Consider the following 19,178-nt stretch of genomic DNA (forward strand, 5'->3'; position numbering starts at 1 on the left):
TTTTTTGACTCATTTTCGACGTTTTTTAAAATTTTGTCAAATAGCTAGGAGCATGAAAAAGATCAGCGATTGGAGCGTATTCAGGGCTTTCCGGAGCCGCAATTATCTGCTTTATTTTTTCGGGCGGGCCATCACCCAGTTTGGAACATGGATGCAGCGGACCGCCGTGGTCTGGGTCATCTACTCGATCACGCAATCCGCCTTCTGGACCGGCGTGACGTTCTTTGCGGAACAGTTCCCCGCCTTTTTGTTTTCTTTCGCCGGTGGCGTGGTCGCGGACCGGCATGACCGGATCAAGGTCATCCGGATCACCCAGGTCGCATCGATGATCCAGGCCGTGTCCCTGGCGGTGCTCGTCTATACAGGGCATAAAGTTGTATGGGAGATCCTGACGCTGAGCGTCATCCTGGGGATCATCAACGCCTTCGACGTGCCCGCGCGACAATCCCTGGTACACCTGGTGGTGGCGGACCCATCCGATCTGCCCAATGCCGTATCCCTGACCACCGCAACGGCCAGCCTGGCGCTGTTGCTGGGACCGGCCTTGTCCATGTTCATATTGACCGCCTGGGGCGCTTCCGCCTGCTTCCTCATCAACGCGGCCAGCTTTGGAGGGGTCATCGTCTCGCTGCTCCTGATGAAGCTACCGCCCTATCAACAGAAGAAAACGGACAAACATGTCCTGTCTGAGTTTTGGGAAGGGTTCGTCTATGTGTGGAAAACCCCGGAACTCGGACATACGATCCTGATGCTGGCTATCGTGAGCCTGCTGGTGCAGTCTTATAGCACGGTGTTGCCGGTGTTTGCAAAAGTGGTTTTTCACGGGGGCGCGTCGACGTACGGCTATATTACCAGCGGCGTCGGTGTCGGCGCCTTGCTCGGCACGGTTTTCCTGGCGTCCCGTAAACCGGACGCCCACCTGAAACGGATTCTTTTCATCAGCACCCTCGCCATGGGTATCGGCCTGGTCTGCTTTGCGTCGATAAAGAATTTTCCGGCAGCGATGTTGTTTGTGGTCCTGGCGGGGTTTGGCGGTATGACGCTGGTCACTGCCTGCAATATCCTGGTCCAGTCCGAATCCGAGCCGCACATGCGGGGCCGGGCGATCGGGATCCTGTTGATGGCTATTTTTGGACTGATGCCGCCGGGCAGCCTGCTGGTCGGCTGGGTGTCGCAACACGTGGGCGCGCCGGTCACGGTACTGACGCAGGGGGTGATCGCCATCGTGGTGGCGTTGGCGTTTAGATGGGTCTCGTTTCCTGGCTGGCAAACCGCCTTTCGGCAAGGCCCTGGTCATTGAATTGAAAAACCTGCACCCCATAACTTCTGTACCGCTGGCCCGCCGCATCGTGCCATTCCGCTTCGAACCGGACGGCCATCCGGCCTTTGAGCGCCCCCCAAAGGTCCAGTGTCACCGTATAATCCAATTGGGTTTGGAATTTGCGGGTCAGAAATTGCTTCAACGCTTGTTTGCCGTTAATGAAATCCAAGCCGTCACGCATCTCGATAACGTCGGCATAGCCTTCGAGGATCTGATCGGGGTCGTGAGTGTTCCAGGCGGCTTCTTCAAATGCCAGCCTTTTGGCGGCAGTTTCCATGTCCCAGGGTGGTGTGGGGAATTTTGTGTGTGTTGTTTCCATACCGCAAATGTCCAAATAGCGCCGCGGGCGAAACATGGACAAAAGGAGTCTTGGGATGGACAATCAGCCCAGGTTTGATAATTTTGCCCAATGGCATCCCTTACGTTGACCGATCCCCGGACCAAACAGGTGGCCCTGAAGGTCACTCCCTTTACAGACGACAGCCTTTTCAACAGCCTTAAAAAATATAATTGTTTTTCCATGCTGCTCGTGTCCAAAGGGCGGGGCACCGTCCAGAGGGATGAGACCCAGTATGCATTCAACAGCGGTTGTCTGTTGAGTTTTGCGATCTACCAGCCATTTATGGTCAAACCCGCTGATGCAGTGGAAGGGGTGCTGGTCAATTTTCACCCAAGCTTTTTCTGCCTTTTTAAACATCGGCAGGAAGTCTCTTGTAACGGCGTTCTCTTCAATAATTTGTACGACACGCCCGTGGCTGAATTGACGCCCGGCGACCTACGGTCCTTGTCCGTGATCGTCGATCAGATAAGTTCCGAAATGCAAAGAAGGCAACAGCCGGACCAGGATGTGTTGCTTTCCTATTTGAAGGTCTTCCTGATGGAGGCGTCCAGGGCGAAAATAGAGCAACGCGAGGGGGCGCAACCCGTCAAAGCACCGCTGACATTGGAGAACCTGAGAACAGCCATCGAGACGCATTATAAGACGCTGCATAGCCCCGGTGACTATGGCGACCTCCTGCACATCTCCACAAAGGCGCTGAACAAAGCCTGCAAAGCCCATTTCGATAAGACCCTGACCGATTTGATTGCCGAAAGGCTGATCATCGAGGCGAAACGGGAGTTGTACCTGACGGCAAAGTCCGTAAAGGAAATCGCCTTCGAACTCGGCTACGAAGACGAGTTTTATTTCAGCCGCTATTTCAAGAAAAAAGTAGGCGTTTCTCCCCAGATCTTCCGGGACACCGTGGGGTTTGATAAGTTGACGGCATAATTCTGTCACGGGGGCTTGCATCTTACACTATTTTGTTGTTATATTATCTTGCTATGGCAAAATAGTGCCAATGGCGGCGTCCTATTTACCCGGTCCATTTTTTTCTTAACTAACTAAAACGATTTTGCACATGAAAAACTCAATTCGATTCATCTTTGGATTACTGTTATTGATCCCGATAGGTTTTGCCTCTTCTGCTACCGGTGCCCCCCACAAAGGCCAGAAGCCGGATACGTATCAATATGGATTTGGTTATACCGTTGTCGTAGACCCCAGCAACCCCAATGTCTATGACGAGACCTTGTATTGTTTGCAACTGGATGTCACCAACTTTACCTGGACGGTGGTAGACTGTCCCGCCGCGATCGCTATTACCTGTACCTATGGCCCCAAGATCGGTACCTTTACCTTTCCCGCGGGGTGGTCCTCCGTCCCCATTGGTAATTCGACCACCATTCCCGGCACGGAATACACGATTTCAACCAACCCTACGACGCTCAACGGGCTGTCGGTGTACCAGGAGGCGTTTGAAATAACGTTGTAACGCGCGCAATGAATCACCGGACCGGGTAAATTTGTTACATGTTAAAGGACCTGTTTCATATTGCCTTTTTTGAAGAAGGTACGCCGGACAATAGCCATGCCCTTTATCACCAGGTGTATGTTTTTACCAGGGGCCGCGGTATCGTCGTGATCGGTCAGGACACCTGCACGGTTCAAAAGAATGACGTGCTGGTCTTGTCAAAGGGCCAAACCCACCGGTTTGGGGACAATACGCTTTCCGGGTACCTGGTGCAATTCAATGACGCCTTTTGGAAGCAAACCCCTGCCAGTGCCAATAATTGCAAGGCGGTATTGTTTGACGTGGGCGTTGTACAACACCGCATCACCGTCGCGGCCCCTGACGTGAAAAGCCTCACCGCTATTGTTGACCTGGCCCTCGCCGAATACGCCAGCCCCGACTATTCCAACAAACCGGATGCGCTGGCGGCCTTCTTAAAAATCATCGTCATAAAAATCGCCAACATCCATACCCTCCTGCAGGAAGACATCGGGAGCTTTGATAACAAACTGTACCAGGATTTTGTTTCGCTGGTCAACCGCGAAGCGGCGACCTGTCACGACGTGGCGTCGTATGCGCAAAAGCTGGGCGTTTCCGCCAGGAAATTATCGGTCACCTGCTATGGGCATGGGCGAGGGGCCAAGGAAATGATCAACGACCGGTTGATGTCGGAAGCCAAACGATCGCTTCAATTTACCTCGAAGCCGGTGAAAGAAATTGCGTTGGACCTAAGCTTCTCTACGCCCTACCAGTTTAGTCATTTTTTTAAAAAGCGCGCCGCGCTGTCTCCCGAACATTACCGGAAGCAATTTGTAAAAATTGGTATCTGAAGGACCTAATCTGGCATTTTCCTGCCGGCCTGCCTGCCCTAGGTTTGCTGTTAAAAATGCGTATGTCAAAAAAAGTAGCCGGTATCCAAATACCGGATAGCAAGATCGCCAAAGAAGCGACGGAGCTTTTGCTGGAACACGGTACGGAGTTTATCTATAACCACTCGCTCCGGGTGTTTGTGTTTTCTTCCCTGAATGGTCAAAGGCTAAAGACCGGTTATGACCCAGAATTGTTGTACGTCAGCGCCGTTTTTCATGACCTGGGATTGGTGCCGCACTACAGCAGCCCGGACCTCCGATTTGAGGTGGACGGCGCCAATGCCGCCCGGGAATTTCTAAGGAGTCACGGCTTGCCAAAAGAAACGCAGCGATTGGTGTGGGACGCCATCGCCCTGCATACCACCATCGGTGTCGCCGAACACAAGGAAGCGGAAGTGGCGCTCCTGTACTCCGGCGTCGGCCTGGATGTGATGGGCGAAGGATATGAGCACCTTTCCAGGGAGCACAGGGAGGAGATCGTCGGTTTGTTCCCGAGAAGCGATTTTAAGAAAAGGATCATCCCCACCTTTTTTGAGGGTTTTAAACACAAGACGGAAACCACTTTTGGGAATATAAAAGCGGACGTATGTGCCTTTATGATCCCTCACTTCCAGAGGAAAAATTTCTGCGACTGCATCCTGCATTCTCCCTGGGAGGATTGATTTTCATGCAGTTGTCAATATTTTTTTCAACACTAGGGGATCGGGTCCCTTCATGGGTACTATTAACCAAGTTGAATATTTTCTCATAGTCTAAGTGGCCGGCGGGTTTCCACCTCCCGGCATTTTGACTTAATTTTGGTTAAGAGGAGGATACATGGCTGCGGTACACCACCTTTCCGATCAAGCGTTACTGGCTCTGCTGAAACAGGGGCAGGAGTCTGCGTTTACGGAAATCTACCGCCGCTATTGGGAACGCTTGCTGGGGGTCGGTTATGCCTATACCCGCAACAAAGAGGCCGCCGAGGAAATCGTCCATGATGTATTATTACGACTCTGGCGACAAAGGGCCGGGGTGGACATCGAATCGCTCGGTGCTTACCTGGGCACCGCCGTCAAATTTTCTGTATTTAAGGCATTGCTCAAGGAAAAACGGCGTTCCGACATCCGCTCTCGCATGCCCCTGACGGAATCCTCTGCAAGTGATGAAGACGCGATCGAGGCCCGCTTCCTGAAGGACTACCTGGATGGCGTCATCGAAAACCTGCCGGAAAAGTGCCGGCTGGTGTACCAGTACAGCCGGGGCGAACAGCTCTCGGTCGTCGAAATCGCCGAGCGCATGCAGATCTCCCCCAAAACCGTTGAATCCCACATCACCAGGGCGCTCCGGACGTTGCGCCACAGTCTCTCCCGGGTACACGCTATTATTTTTTTGTAAAATCATACAGGGTTACCTACTCCTCAAGGGTACTATTTAGGTATGGACCAGGATCAACTCCACATACTCCTTCAAAAATATATGGCCGGCTCCGCCAGCCAGGAGGAAGCGCAGTCCCTGCACGACTGGTACCGGTCGGCTGCCGCGGACGACGTAGTATGGGTGGTCGATGGTCCGGAGGAGCTGGACACGGTTCGCCGGCGCATGCTGGAGCGGTTGCAGCGGGAGGCCTTCGGCACGACCGAGGCCTTCGGCGCGCCCGGGCAGCACGGACGCACGGTGCGCATGCGCATCCTCTTCTCCGCCGCGGCCGCCGTCCTTTTGACCCTCGTCGGGGTGGCGTACTTCCGGCATACCCACCGCCCCCCCATGGCGCCGGCGCCCGTGCTGGCGTCCGACGTGCTCCCCGGCGGCAACAAAGCCACGCTCATCTTAGGCAGCGGGCAAGCCGTTACCCTGGACAGCACCGACAAAGGACTGCTGGCGACGCAGGGGGGCATCACGGTACAACAAAGTGGAAAGGGACAGTTGGTCTACGGCGGCGTCTCCGACGGTTCGGTCATGGCCTACAACACCATCCTTACCCCCAACGGAGGCACCTACACCGTGAGGTTATCCGACGGCTCCAGGGTGTGGCTCAACGCCGGATCCTCGCTCAAATACCCGGTTCGTTTTACGGGCGGCCCCCGGGTGGTCGACCTTACGGGCGAGGCCTATTTTGAAGTCGCCCCGGCCGCCGGGTCCTTTAGCGTACGCTGCCTGGGGCAGACGGTAGAGGTGCTCGGGACGCATTTCAACGTCAATGCCTACACCAACGAAGCCTATATCCGGACCACCTTGCTGGAAGGGAAGGTCAGGGTTAAAAATCCCGCCGGCTCGGCGGTACTCGAACCCGGCGAGCAAAGCAGGGTAGGGGCCAACGGGGACGTACATATCGCCCGGGGGATCGATACGGCCGAGGTTATGGCATGGAAAAATGGAATGTTTCAGTTCGACGACGCGGATATTGGCACCGTGATGCGACAGATCGGCCGTTGGTACGACGTGGACGTGGTCTACCAGGGGCGACTGCCTGACGACCACTTCCGGGGCAAAATACCCCGCAACGTCAATGCCTCGCAGGCCTTGCAGATACTGGCCACCGGCGGCATCGACTTTACCATACAAGGAAAGAAAATCTACCTGAAATAGGGCCATCGCCCCCTTTACCACCATCAAAGCTATACAACGTATGAGACATGTTTCCATGATCCTCCTGGTATTCCTATGCGCCATCGCGAGGGGCCAGGAGGTCAACCTCACCGTCAAAAATGCGCCGCTGGAGAGCGTCTTTACCCAGCTCGAAAAGCAAAGCGGCTACACCTTCTTTTACAAGGTGGAGCTCATCCGGACCCTCCCGCCCGTGACCGTGGACATCCGTCACGCCACTATTCAGCAAGCCCTTGACCAATGCCTGGCGCACGAGCCTTTATCCTATTCGATTATACAAAGGACCGTAGTGATCAAGCCCAAGGCGGAGCCCGCGTCCCCCGCAGGGACCGCGGCTCCCACCCTTGGAGGTATCACGGTTGTCCGCGGGAAAGTGTTCGACCGGGAAGGACATCCGATGGCGGGCGTAAGCATATCACTGGAAGGGACCCCCTTCGGGTGGACGACCAACCCGGACGGTATGTTTATTTGCTACCTCAACGAGCAATACCTGAAAGGAAAGCCCGTGCTTGTCTTTACCAACGTCGGCTACGCCCGGCAACGGCAGCCGCTGCCGCAACCGGGCCAGGAATTGGTCGTCACCTTGCAGCAACAGGTGAACGACCTGGATGAAATACAGATGACCGCCTATTCGACCACGTCCAAGCGGTACAACACCGGTGACATCACTACGGTCAGCTCCGAAGAGATCGCCCGCAACCCCGTGGAGAACGTGCTGGAAGCCCTGCAGGGGCGTGTCCCGGGGTTGTTCGTGACCCAGGAAACAGGGGTGACGAACGGGGCTTTCAAAGTACAGATCCGCAGCGTCAATACCCTTACGGGCACCGGTGGGAACGGTATCTTTACCCAGGCGGGGTACGGGGGACAACCCTTGTACATCGTGGACGGGGTGGAGTATCCGGCCAATACGACCCTGCCGATGACCAACTCCCTCCTGGGCGGCCCGCAGCCGCAACAGGGCGGGAATGCATTGAACTTCCTGGACCCTAACATTATTGAATCGATCAACGTCCTCAAAGGCGCGGATGCCACGGCTATTTATGGTTCCCGGGGCGCCTTCGGCGTCATCCTGATTACCACCAAAAAGGCCAGGGCCGGCAAGCCTACACTTACCGCCAGTGTCTACCAGGGGTACACCGAGTTGGGGACCTCGCCAAAGCTGATGAATACCCAGCAATACCTGGCCGTGCGCCACAATGCCTTTGCCAACGACGGTACCCGGCCCGGGCCCTTCGACTACGACGTGAACGGCACCTACGACACGACCCGGTATACCAACTGGCAAAAATATTTCCTGGGTGGTCACGCCCCCACCACCAGGGTCAATGCGAGCTACAGCGGGGGCGGCGCCAACAGCAATTTTCTCATCGGCGCCAACTATTCTTCCATCGGCAATGTCCAGATCAGCAAGGGTTCGGTCCGCGCGGGCGGGATGAACTTCGCCCTGAACGCCAACACCAACGACCGCAAGGTGACGCTGGCGCTCTCCGGGAGTGTCGAAAGCAACACCGACGACCGTGTCCTGGCCGACTTCACGGGCCAAAGCGGTGTCGTACAAGCGCCGGACGCGCCCTCTTTTTATCTCCCCGACGGCCGGTTGAATTGGTCTTTGCCGATCGGGACCAACCTGCTCGGCGTACTCAACTCTCTCTACAACAATACCACCAACAACCTCCTGGGCAACGCCGTGCTGACGTATACGCCGGTCCGCGGCCTGAGCTTCATCGCGCAGGGCGGGTATAGTTATCTTTTCGCCAAGGAGTTCGACGGTGTACCCAGCGCCGCACTCAACCCCGCCAGTAATTTTGCCACCTCGACCCTAAGCAAGGTGGACCACTACAGCCTTCGCACCCTGAGCGTGGATCCCCGTATCCAGTACGAGCGGGTTTTGTGGAAGAAATTAAACCTGCATGCGATTATTGGCGGGAGCCTCCGGGATCAGCAAACGGAGACGTCCAGCATTGTCGGAGAGGGTTTCCTGAACGACGAACTGCTCATGGATCCGGCCTCCGGCGCCACGACCTTTAACTCCTATAACGTCACCCCTTCCCGGTACATCGGCGGGTTTGCCAACCTGAAGCTGAACTGGGCCGGTAAATACCTCCTGGACCTGAGCGGTCGCAGGGATGGGAGCTCGGTCTTCGGACCCGACCACCAGTTTGGCAACTTCGGCTCTGTCAGCGGCGGCTGGATCATCAGCGAGGAACCCTGGTTCAAGGGGCTCAGACACACTGTCGACTTCCTGAAGCTGACCGGTAGTTACGGTCTCGAAGGCGCCAGCGGTATTGCGCCGTACAGTTATATCAGCACTTACCAGGTCCAGTCCGGTTCCTATGAGGGGGGCACCGGTCTTCGGCCGAACAACCTGTCCAATCCTTATCTGCACTGGGAGACCGACCGGAATGCAGAAGCCGGTCTGAACGCGGACTTTTTCAACGGCGTGGTCAACATCGAGGCCCAGTTTTATCGTGACCTCGCCGGGGACCAGTTGACCGTCCAGCCGCTCGCCAGCATCACCGGCTTTACCAGCTTCAACCTGAACTCCCCGGCCAAGATCCGTACTTCAGGTTTTGAGTTCGCGCTCAGCACCCGGAACATCCGGAAAAGAGATTTCACCTGGAATACCCGGATCAACCTCACCATCCCCCGGACAAAGCTGCTTGCCTATCCCGGCATCAACAACCTGACGAGCAACATCAACTACGTCATCGGCAAACCCATTACCGGTGTCAAGCTGTACAACTATGCGGGGATCGATCCCCCAACGGGCGTCTACGAATACATCAATGCCGCCGGTGTAAAGGGCAGCTACACGCCCATACTAAGCCCGGTACAGCTCAATCCCGCCAAGGACCTGACGGCCTTTGTGGACCTTGCCCCGAAGTGGTACGGTGGTATCCTCAACAACTTTACCTATAAAAATTTCAGCCTGGACTTCCTGGTCTCCGTCACCAGAAAGATGGGGGCCAATTACCTGGGCTCCCAGTCGTTTCCGTTGGGGATGATCAATGTCAACTACCCCGAGGACCTTGCCGCCAAGCGCTGGATGAAGCCGGGTGATCATGCGACGGTACCCAAGGCCACCGCCGGTCTTATTGGTTTTCTGGACCAGCTCAACTTCGTCTACGGTTCCGGCGCCTACAGCAACGCGACTTATGCCCGTTTGCAAAACCTCAGCCTTTCCTACCTGCTTCCCCGGCAGTTGGCAGGTAAAGTGGGGCTCAGCACGGTCAAGGTATACCTGGCCGGTCAAAACCTGCTGACGGTCTCCAAATACGGAGACCTGGACCCTGAAAACCTGAGTACGCAGCATATGCCGCCCCTGCGCATATTGACGGGCGGCATGATGATCACCTTATAAAATCTACAGCAATGAAATGGACTATATTGAGCGCGCTGCTCTTCCTTCTCGCCTCCTGCAAAAAATACCTGGACGTCCCCCTTCCGATCAATGAGATCGCGAGCCAGTCCGCCTTTAGCAACGACGCCGCCGCCGGCGCTTCGCTGAACGCCATATACGCCGGCCTCTTCACGTCCGATGTCTTCGGCGGGACTAGTGGCGTAGGCTACGCCACGGGCATGTATGGGGATGAACTCACGAACTATAATTCCCTCAACACCTCGTTCCAGGCCGTCTACCAGGACGAGGTATCAAGCACCCTCGGTGGGGTGACGGCGACCTGGTCAACCCTTTATACCCAGATGTATGCGATCAACCAGGCCATCGCCTACATCCCGCAATCATCATCCTTAGTGTACCAAAACCAATGGCTCGGGGAAGCGTACTTTCTCCGGGGGCTTTGTTACTTCTACCTCACCAACCTCTATGGGGACGTTCCCCTGGTATTGACCACCGACTACCTCGCCAACAACAGTCTTGCGCGCACGCCCCAGGCCGGTGTCTACACCCAGATCATCTCGGACCTGAAGATGGCGCAAAGCCTCCTGAGCGACGCGTACCATAACGGCAGCGGCAGCGCGACCGCCGACAGGGGACGCCCCAACCGCATGGCGGCCACTGCCCTCCTGTCCAGGACCTACCTCTATACAAGCCAGTGGGCAAACGCGGAATCCGAGGCGGACAGCCTCCTGGGAGACGCGACGGATTACCAATTGGCCGCTCCGGCCGGCGTATTCCTGATCAACAGCAAGGAGATCATCTGGGGATTGGTTCCCCTCGGGTCACCCTACCCCGCCTACGCTGTGCAGGACGCGCCCGTTTATTACCTCGCGCCCGGCACCATTCCGCCGGCCACGGGGGTGGCGGTAGCCCTGTCGGACTCGCTGGTGAAGGCCTTCGAGCCGAACGACACCCGCTTTACCAACTGGGTGAGCGTGGACAGCACCACCGGTGGCGTACTCTATTTTGCATACAAGTACAAGGCCTTCAAGAACCTCACCGCCCCGGTGGAGTCCACTGTCATGCTGCGGCTGGGCGAACAATACCTCATCCGTGCCGAAGCCCGGGCGGAACAAAACAACCTCTCCGGCGCCGCCGCCGACCTGAATGCGGTCCGCGCCAGGGCAGGCCTGGGCGTTACTACCGCCGTCACACAGGCGGCCCTGCTCAGCGCGATCCTGAAGGAACGAAGGATCGAACTGTTCCTGGAGAACGGGAACCGCTTCCTGGACCTTCGCCGGACCGGCAACCTTGACGCCGTCATGGGCTCCGTGGCCACCGCCAAGGGGGGGAGCTGGTCCTCCTACAAGGAATGGTGGCCCATCCCGGCGACCGACATCCAAAACGACAAACAACTTACCCAAACGCCCGGTTTCCAATAAACAAACGCACATATTATGCACTTATTCCGAAGCGCAGCCGTCTTCATGGCGGCCGTCATGGTCGCGCATGCCGCGTCCGCGCAAAAAGATACCACCAAGACCAAGCTCAAGCCGTATAAGGACGTGGTCCCCGCTACCGCGAAAACGTCGGATGGCTTCTTCTCCGTACACAAGGTGGACGACAAATACCTCCTGGAAATCCCCGACAGCCTGCTGGGCCACGACCTCCTGGTGGTTAACCGCATCGTCAAGGCCGCCACGGGCGCCACGCCTGCCAAGGTCCTGTTCGGCGGCGCCTTCAGTTATGCGGGGGACGAGATCGGGGAGAACATCATCCGTTTTGAAAAGCTCACGGACGACAAAATTTTCCTGAAGTCCATTTCTTTCGAAGAACGGTCTTCCGACAGCTCCGCCAACGGATTATACTGGGACCTCCAAAACAACAATGTCCAGCCCATACAAGCGGCCTTCCCCATCAAGGCCGTCAATGCGGACAAGCACGCAGAAGTCATCGACGTCACGGAATTTATCAATTCCGACAACAACATCCTGTACTTCCCTTCGGGCATCAAAACCTTCATGGGGATCACCGGCGTTGCCGCCGACCGCTCCTACGTCGACCGCATCCAGGCGTATCCGATGAACATCGAAATCCGCACCGTGCGAACCTACAACTCGACCCCGGGACCCAATGGCGCCGCCATGCCTCCGCGCACCTACGAGCTCAACAGCTCCATGATCCTGCTCCCGGAGACACCCATGCACGGCCGCCCGGCGGACCCCAGGATAGGCTTTTTCTCCGACCAGTACGTCGACTTCGACGCCAACCCCGACGGGGTCAAAACGGCCGGCGACATCTGGCGCTGGCGCATGGAACCCAAGCCCGAAGACCGGGAGCGCTACCTCCGGGGTGAGCTCGTCGAACCCGCAAACCCGATCGTGATCTATATCGACCCGCTGACGCCCAAAAAATGGGTACCCTATCTTATCCAGGGCATCAACGACTGGCAGGCCGCCTTCGAAAAGGCCGGTTTTAAAAACGCCATCATTGGGAAGGAAGCCCCCGTCGGCGACTCGACCTGGAGCCTGGAAGACGCCCGTCACTCCGTGCTCGTCTACAAACCCTCCGACATCCCGAACGCCAGTGGTCCCAGCGTCCGCGATCCCCGCAGCGGGGAGATCCTGGAAACCCACATCAACTGGTACCACAACGTCATGGAGCTGCTGTACAAGTGGTATTTCGTACAGGCGGCGGCGAACGACCCCCGTGCCCGCAAACCGCAATTCGACGACACCCTGATGGGTAACCTCATTCGTTTCGTGTCGAGCCACGAGGTTGGACATACGCTGGGCCTGATGCACAACTTCGGCGCCTCCTCCACGGTGCCCGTGGAAAACCTGCGCAACAAGGCCTGGGTTGACGCCCACGGTCATACCCCGTCGATCATGGACTACGCCCGTTTCGACTACGTCGCCCAGCCCGAGGATTCCATCGATGAAAACGGTCTTTGGCCGCACATCGGCGACTACGACAAATGGACCATCCAGTGGGGCTACCGCTGGCTGCCGACCCTGTCCGCAGAGGCCGAAAAGGACACGCTCGACCGCTGGATCGCCGCCCAGTTCGCGCTCGGTCCCCAATATTTCTACGGCGCCCAGACCGACCCGCTTGACCCCATGAACTTCAGGGGGACCAACCCCGATCCCCGCGACCAAAGCGAAGACCTGGGTGACGATGCCATGAAGGCCAGCGCCTACGGCATCAAAAACCTCCAACGTGTCGAGCCCCACCTCCTCGAATGGACCCGCGAGCCCCACGACGGATACGAACGGGTCGGGGAGATGTACAAGGCGGTCGTCAACGAATACGCGCTCTTCATGGGTCACGTCCTCAAAAACGTAGGCGGTATCATGATCACACCGAAAAACGTCGACCAAAGCGGCCCCGTCTTTACCTATCCCAGCCGCGATAAGCAACAGCGCGCCATGGCCTTCCTCAACGCGCAATTGTTCGCCACCCCGACCTGGCTGATCGATACCAAACTATTCTCCCTGACCACCGTCGGCTTCGGCGACGTCGCCACCGTTCAGGATAAGGTCCTGACCAGCCTCCTGGACCCTGCCCGCATCAGTCAACTTATCCAACAGGAAACCGACCTGGGCTCAGCGAAGGCCTACACCGCGCTGGACATGCTCCATGACCTGCGCCAGGGTGTGTTTTCCGAGTTGTCCACGGGCCGTCCCATCGACGCCTACCGCCGTAACCTCCAAAAGGCTTACGTCGAGCGGCTCTGTGGCCTCGTCGGCACCAAGTCGACCGTAAACCGTAGTGACGACGCCCTCTCCATCCTGAAGGCCCACGCCAAGGACCTTTCGGCGGCGGTCAAGGCTGCCGCGGCGCGCTCCACCGATGCGCTTACGCGCGATCACCTCACCGACCTCGGGGAGCGGATCGACGAGGCGTTAAAGCCTTATGGGCGATAAAGCGCCATTGCGATTCCGTTTGAGTATTGCTGATCCCGCGGCCGTTCGCTGCGGGATCAGCTGTTTTTAGCCTGACAAATTTTTTGATCGATTTCTATCAAACGCTCTATCCAGTAATTCTTTGCTTCCTGGTTGACAACTGTCCTTTTGCTGGCACGAAATTGAAGGGGTATGCGGCCAATAAAGTACCCATTTTTGCTGATGTCTCGGTCAATTTCACTTTGATTTTCGGGTTCGGCTCTTTGTCTCCAAAATTCCAATTGGCGTTGATATTCTTGCTTTATCTCTTCGAAATAGGCAATGAGTGTCTCTTTCGTATTGGGTATGTATCCAGGCCCGCTACAACCGCACGAATGAAAAATGATTCCGACGGAATACAGCCTATTTATATGTTCCCATTCTTCGATATTGTCTTTTTTAGGGGCTTTAAAATCCAAACCCATACTTGCCATCAACTGCCCGCAACTGGGACACCTGGCCTCCTTTGACTCCAATTTATCATGCCGCCCGATGTCGATCAAAAGTCTGCGCTTGAAGGTCTTGCGACAATGAAAACAGGCATAGTGCGGTTTATATTTTACCATTGCGTATCGACACATCGCCTAAAAATTTTCACAAAAGTAAACTATTCCCAAGGCCGGATCATTTATTCGGTCGCCTGCCCAAACGTCAACAAATTATTGTCAGGATCCAACAGGGAAAATTCCTTCTGCCGCCAGGGTTTTGTTTGCAGTGTACCCGCGGGGTGTATGTTCTTGTCCAACATCGACTGATACAGTCGTTCGATGTCGTTCGTCCGTATATACACCTGCCCATCATTGTCCTTGGGATCAAGTGCTTTGTGCTCAAAGAAATGTATTTGAACATGGTCTTTTTGAACCATTAAATAGCCGTCATAGTCGGTGCTGCCGAATGGTTGAAAACCCAACTGGTCGATATAGAACGCTTTTGTAAGCGCCTTGTCACGCATGGGCAACTTGGGGTGGATGTCGAGGAACATGCTTTTTTTATAAATTTCGCACATATCCTGCTCTCTTGCAAGCCCTTTTGCGCGGCACGGATTTTGCCCCTATACCATTAGTGTTCCTTGTCGGATATAAACTTCAGGCTATGAAAAAGATTTTTCTTTGCCTTGTATTCGCCGGGGCCTTCAGCACCGTCATGGGAGAGGCAGCCTTGCCTGTCCGGGAAACCTGGATCCCTGACGACGCCTTCAAGACCATCACGGGCACGTATGGTGCCCAGGGGCTGTATGACATTACCATGATCAAGGGCCGGGACGGCGAAACCGGCTACGTCATTCGATTGATTAAAGACGGAAAGATGTCGACGGTGATGACAAACGCCAGCGGCGCGGCCATTTAGTCGACCATGAAAGCTTGATCCCCCGCCTTTAATGCATACGTCTTCCCCTTCCAAACGAATACCCCGGACGTATGCTCCGGGAGGCTGACGCTCATCTTCCACTGACCGCCGCTAAGGTGATAGTGGACGGCAATCTTCCCGTTGGGGTGGGGGATCTCCCCACCGGCATCCGTCAGTTTACCTAAGTGGGGCACTATCCTTACCCGGCGGAACCCCGGCGCATCGCTGTCGATGCCAAGCACCGTCCGGAAGAATTCGATATTGGGGCTGCTCCCCCAGGCATGACAGTCAGAGCGGGTGTTGTCGATGTTGGAGTCTTCCGTCCAGGTGGTGAGGCCCATGGCGATGTTTTGGCGCCATATACCGAGCCAGTCCATGTAGCCGTCCCCCAAACCGGCCTTGACAAGGGCCTGGTGGAGGTAGTATTTGAAATAGATGGAGCATTGCGTCAGCGTACTGTCGGCAAGCAGGCGCCGGCCCACCGCTGCGGCGTTTGGCATCCCGGTGAGGATTGCCAGTGCGTTGGCATGTTGGGAAAATGTATGCTGTTCTTTGGTGTCGGCGTAAAGCCCGCGGGCGGAACTCCAGTATTTATGCTGTATGGTCTGACGCAACTGCGCGGCTTTCCCCGCATATAGCGCTGCGTAGTAGGGGATGCCCACCTTGCCCTCCATATCCGCCGCCCACTGGTACGCCCAAAGGAGTTGTAAATCCAGGATGGCGGAGCTGCCGTCCTCCCCTTTGGGGGGATTCCCAAACGACCAGCCTTCGCCTCCGGCCCAGTCGACAAATGTCCAATAGGGTACATTTCTTAAAGAACCGCTGGTATCCTGGTATTGGCCAAAGAAATGAAGGATGCCTCTTGCCCCCTGTAATTTATCCGCGATAAACCGGTCGTCGCCCCTGTACATCCAGTAGTCGTGCAACATACCGATATACCACAGCGAAAAGGGCGGTATGATCTGGGTATTCCGCGTGGGGGCACGGCTCATCGTCTCCCCGTCCGTTAGACGGGAACGGTCGATCATCTCGATCGCGTTGCGCGGCAACCGAGGGTCGGCGCTGTTAAAGTACGTGATAGTGGCCTGTACGCGGGTGTCCCCGATGTATTGAAGCTGCTCATAATAGGGACAGTCGGTATACGTCTCCCAGGCGTTTAGCCGTGCAGTCCGCCACCCGATCTCCAGTATTTTTTTGAGGACGGTATCGTCCGTTTGGAAGGTCGAGGGTTGCCCGAAGGGATACCCGGTAAACGTACCATACATATCCTCGATGGTGAGTGGATCGTCCTGGGTCTGCACCCCGAGCTGTATATACCGGTACGTCCGGAAATTGAGCGTGGTATAGCTTTGGCCGTCGGTACCGTCGGAGACGAGGGTGTCTTCCCGGCCGTTAAAAATCTTGCCTTCCACGTCGTTCCGGTTGCCTTTCCCGCCACCGGTTTTGTACAAGGATTCCGCGTACCGTATGGATATACCCGCGCCGCCGCCCTTGCTAAAGACCAAGGTCGGATAGGCGTTGGTAAGGAAAGTCTGGTCAAGGAGCAAGGTCGCCTTTGTATGCGCGGGGATCGTGAGCGCGGTTTTTTCGCCGGGGAAACCGTTCGGAACGGGGATGCCCGTGGCCTTGCGGCAAAGGGGGATGCGCTGGTAGGTCATTTCCCTCGCCGGCAGCGTCGCCGGGACAAGCATCCATCCGAAACCATCGGACCCGCCATTGGGCTGGGCGCCAAAAAGGCTGGCGGCAGCGGGCCAGTTCCGGTCGTCAAACGACGCCGTCATCCAGTCCCGGATGGTTTTGGTCCGGTCTACAAACTCCCCGGCGCTGGCGTAAAAAATTTTGCCCATCGACCGGTAAGCACCGTCCCGGATACATCGCCAACTGTTGTTCGTATTCAGTATTTCTTCGGCCGGCGTGTCTCCCTGCAGGAGGAAAGCCGTGTGAAAACTCAACTGTCCTTCCGGCCGGTCATCCGCTTCATTCCAGACGATGGCCGATACGACATTCGTCCCCGGCACCAGGTAAGGCGCCAGGTCGACGGTTTCATAGTTCCAGTGGTAAAGGTCGCTCCTGGCCGGGCCAAGGGAGACCAAGGTGCCATTGACAAATAATTTATAACGGTTGTCGGCGGAGACGTGGACCACAAAGGTCCCGGGCTTCGCGGCCAGGTCTATGTGTTTTCTGAAATAAAAGACCCCGTAATCGTGACCGTTGTCACCGGGTAGTGCAATCCAGTCGGCGTGCCAGGGGGTGGCGTTGGCTAATAAGCTTGACAAGCAGATCGTCAGGGCAAGAATGAGTTTCATCCGGTGAAGGTATCTTAAACAGGATGTCCAACTGTCCTGCCCTTTCTGTGTCGCAACTTATTGGAAATCAAAATAGTTTGGGGGATATACTTTCTGGCCATATTTTTCGGCAACGCCGCTTAACCTTGCAATCTCTTCAGCACTCAATGCCGGCGGCGGTAAAAAGACGCCGGGGGTCGTGGCTTTCCCTATTTCCTCGAAGAACGCATCCAGCCCGGCGGGGATCACCGTACACAGCAAATGCGCGGTGGTGTTGCTGATGTTTTTAAAACAATGCACTTCACCGCCCTTGGGAATATGGATGAAGTCGCCCTTTTTAGCGTTGTATTTTCCCGCCTCCGTTTTAAATTCAAGCTCGCCGTCGACCAAATAGAAAAGTTCCTGAAAACCGGCGTGCGCATGCGGGCCGGGACCGCCCCCCGGGGGCACCAGCATATCGATGACGGCGTATTCACCGCCGGTTTGCTTCCCGGATATGATGATCCGGTAGTTGTCCCCCACCACGGAGATGGTTTCTCCCTGGGATTCGGGGATGGCTTTGATGTTGTCTATCATAAAAATGGTTTAGATGGAATGAACCGGAGAAAGACGCATGGTTGGATAATCGGTGTACCCTTTGGGCCCCGGGGTATACAGCGTCGAAAGATCTATCTCGTTGAGCGGGGCATGCTGTTCAATCCGGTCTACGAGGTCCGGGTTCGCTAAAAAAGAGCGGCCGAAGGCGACTATATCCGCAAAGCCCTTTTGAAGAACGGCGGTGGCAGTATCCGGTGTGATGCCGTTGCAAAGGATGATCGTGTTGGAGAAATTAGACCGGATCGCATCAAAAGTCCTTTGCGGTATGTTGGGGTTCGAGGCGATATGTATATAGGTGATGCCGATTTCGTTTAATGCTTTGGCCAGGTAGGCGTAGGTGGCGTGCACCTCTTCCACATCATACGGCTTGAGGTCGCCCAGATAGGCATAAGGCGAAAACCGGATACCCACCCGGTCCCTGCCGATGGCCGCTGCGGTTTTTTGGGCGATCTCTATCGATAGCCGTGCACGGTGTTCGATGCTGCCGCCATAGTCATCGGTCCGGTCATTGGTATGAGGGTTTAGGAACTGCTCCAATAAATAGCCGTTGGCGCCGTGTAGTTCGACGCCATCAAAACCCGCTTTTACCGCGTTTTCCGCAGCAGTGACAAACCCGTCGATAACCTTTTGGATACCTTCCCAGGTTAGGGGAACCGGCTCGGAGTGCTCCTGCATGCCGGCCGTATCGGTATAAATCTGGCCCGCCGCTTTAATGGAGGAGGCCCCGGAGAGCGACCAGCCTTCGGGCAGGTTGTCCAGGTGACCGATCCGGCCCGTGTGCATGAGTTGGAGGAAGATCTTGCTACCCCCGGCGTGTACCTTATCGGTGATGTTCTTCCAGCCCGCTATCTGGGCGTCGTTAAAAATACCCGGGATGCGCGGATACCCCAAACCGTCGGGTGTCGGTGACGTACCTTCGGTGACGATCAAACCGGCGCCCGTACGCTGTGCGTAGTAGGTCGCCATCAGGTCGTTCGGAATATTGCCGGTTGCCCGGCTCCGGGTCATCGGCGCCATGACGATATGGTTTTTCAAGGAAAAACCATTTTTTCTGTAT

General features: G+C 56.1%; 17 protein-coding genes. 11 read left to right on the forward strand and 6 right to left on the reverse strand.

Annotated features, from left to right (window positions below; genetic code table 11):
* The first annotated feature begins 52 nt into the window (after positions 1–52).
* Positions 53–1,300 carry an MFS transporter gene (locus tag EDB95_RS12710; RefSeq protein ID WP_133994150.1) on the forward strand — a complete coding sequence of 416 codons (1,248 nt, stop codon included), beginning with the start codon at positions 53–55 and terminating at the stop codon, positions 1,298–1,300.
* Here EDB95_RS12710 and EDB95_RS12715 read toward each other — a convergent pair.
* Complete coding sequence (locus EDB95_RS12715; RefSeq protein ID WP_162852578.1) at positions 1,242–1,640, reverse strand: DUF1348 family protein; 399 nt, start codon at positions 1,638–1,640, stop codon at positions 1,242–1,244. The genes EDB95_RS12710 and EDB95_RS12715 overlap by 59 nt on opposite strands.
* Positions 1,641–1,730: 90 nt before the next feature.
* Between EDB95_RS12715 and EDB95_RS12720 the strand changes: the two genes are divergently transcribed.
* The 9 genes from EDB95_RS12720 to EDB95_RS12760 all read left to right on the forward strand — a co-directional run bounded on the left by EDB95_RS12720 (position 1,731) and on the right by EDB95_RS12760 (position 13,874).
* Positions 1,731–2,591: a helix-turn-helix domain-containing protein gene (locus EDB95_RS12720; protein WP_133994154.1), complete on the forward strand. Its 861-nt coding sequence runs from the start codon at positions 1,731–1,733 to the stop codon at positions 2,589–2,591.
* 130 nt (positions 2,592–2,721) lie between these two features.
* Entirely contained in the window at positions 2,722–3,135 is a 414-nt protein-coding gene (locus tag EDB95_RS12725; protein ID WP_133994156.1) for a hypothetical protein, read from the forward strand.
* Between the two features lie 38 nt (positions 3,136–3,173).
* The gene (locus EDB95_RS12730; protein WP_133994158.1) at positions 3,174–3,983 is read left to right on the forward strand and encodes an AraC family transcriptional regulator; all 810 of its coding nucleotides are present in this window, start codon (positions 3,174–3,176) and stop codon (positions 3,981–3,983) included.
* A 62-nt stretch (positions 3,984–4,045) separates the two neighbouring features.
* A complete protein-coding gene (locus tag EDB95_RS12735) occupies positions 4,046–4,684 on the forward strand; it encodes an HD domain-containing protein (protein WP_133994160.1) in 639 nt (212 codons plus the stop codon).
* A gap of 154 nt (positions 4,685–4,838) precedes the next feature.
* Positions 4,839–5,399, forward strand: a complete 561-nt coding sequence (locus EDB95_RS12740; protein ID WP_133994162.1) for an RNA polymerase sigma-70 factor — start codon at positions 4,839–4,841, stop codon at positions 5,397–5,399.
* A gap of 42 nt (positions 5,400–5,441) precedes the next feature.
* The gene (locus EDB95_RS12745; protein WP_133994164.1) at positions 5,442–6,590 is read left to right on the forward strand and encodes a FecR family protein; all 1,149 of its coding nucleotides are present in this window, start codon (positions 5,442–5,444) and stop codon (positions 6,588–6,590) included.
* A gap of 40 nt (positions 6,591–6,630) precedes the next feature.
* Positions 6,631–9,969 (forward strand): SusC/RagA family TonB-linked outer membrane protein, encoded by a 3,339-nt coding sequence (locus tag EDB95_RS12750; protein ID WP_133994166.1) that lies wholly within the window; start codon positions 6,631–6,633, stop codon positions 9,967–9,969.
* 11 nt (positions 9,970–9,980) lie between these two features.
* Positions 9,981–11,390 carry a RagB/SusD family nutrient uptake outer membrane protein gene (locus tag EDB95_RS12755; protein ID WP_133994168.1) on the forward strand — a complete coding sequence of 470 codons (1,410 nt, stop codon included), beginning with the start codon at positions 9,981–9,983 and terminating at the stop codon, positions 11,388–11,390.
* A 15-nt stretch (positions 11,391–11,405) separates the two neighbouring features.
* Positions 11,406–13,874, forward strand: coding sequence for a zinc-dependent metalloprotease (locus EDB95_RS12760; protein ID WP_133994170.1), 2,469 nt, complete (start codon positions 11,406–11,408; stop codon positions 13,872–13,874).
* 56 nt (positions 13,875–13,930) lie between these two features.
* Here the strand turns inward: EDB95_RS12760 and EDB95_RS12765 are convergent, their stop codons facing one another.
* Positions 13,931–14,473 (reverse strand): hypothetical protein, encoded by a 543-nt coding sequence (locus tag EDB95_RS12765; protein ID WP_133994172.1) that lies wholly within the window; start codon positions 14,471–14,473, stop codon positions 13,931–13,933.
* Between the two features lie 47 nt (positions 14,474–14,520).
* A complete protein-coding gene (locus tag EDB95_RS12770) occupies positions 14,521–14,874 on the reverse strand; it encodes a bleomycin resistance protein (protein ID WP_133994174.1) in 354 nt (117 codons plus the stop codon).
* A 110-nt stretch (positions 14,875–14,984) separates the two neighbouring features.
* Between EDB95_RS12770 and EDB95_RS12775 the strand changes: the two genes are divergently transcribed.
* Positions 14,985–15,239: a hypothetical protein gene (locus EDB95_RS12775; protein ID WP_133994176.1), complete on the forward strand. Its 255-nt coding sequence runs from the start codon at positions 14,985–14,987 to the stop codon at positions 15,237–15,239.
* Here the strand turns inward: EDB95_RS12775 and EDB95_RS12780 are convergent.
* Genes EDB95_RS12780 through EDB95_RS12790 form a run of 3 tightly spaced genes read right to left on the reverse strand, consistent with a single transcriptional unit; the run spans position 15,236 to position 19,156 of the window.
* A complete protein-coding gene (locus EDB95_RS12780) occupies positions 15,236–17,545 on the reverse strand; it encodes an alpha-L-rhamnosidase-related protein (protein WP_133994178.1) in 2,310 nt (769 codons plus the stop codon). The two genes, EDB95_RS12775 and EDB95_RS12780, sit on opposite strands and share 4 nt — an antisense overlap.
* A gap of 57 nt (positions 17,546–17,602) precedes the next feature.
* Positions 17,603–18,100, reverse strand: a complete 498-nt coding sequence (locus EDB95_RS12785; protein WP_133994180.1) for a cupin domain-containing protein — start codon at positions 18,098–18,100, stop codon at positions 17,603–17,605.
* 9 nt (positions 18,101–18,109) lie between these two features.
* Positions 18,110–19,156, reverse strand: coding sequence for an alkene reductase (locus EDB95_RS12790; protein WP_246073619.1), 1,047 nt, complete (start codon positions 19,154–19,156; stop codon positions 18,110–18,112).
* Between the last annotated feature and the right edge of the window lie 22 nt (positions 19,157–19,178).

Source organism: Dinghuibacter silviterrae (assembly GCF_004366355.1).
Taxonomy (GTDB): Bacteria; Bacteroidota; Bacteroidia; order Chitinophagales; family Chitinophagaceae; genus Dinghuibacter; species Dinghuibacter silviterrae.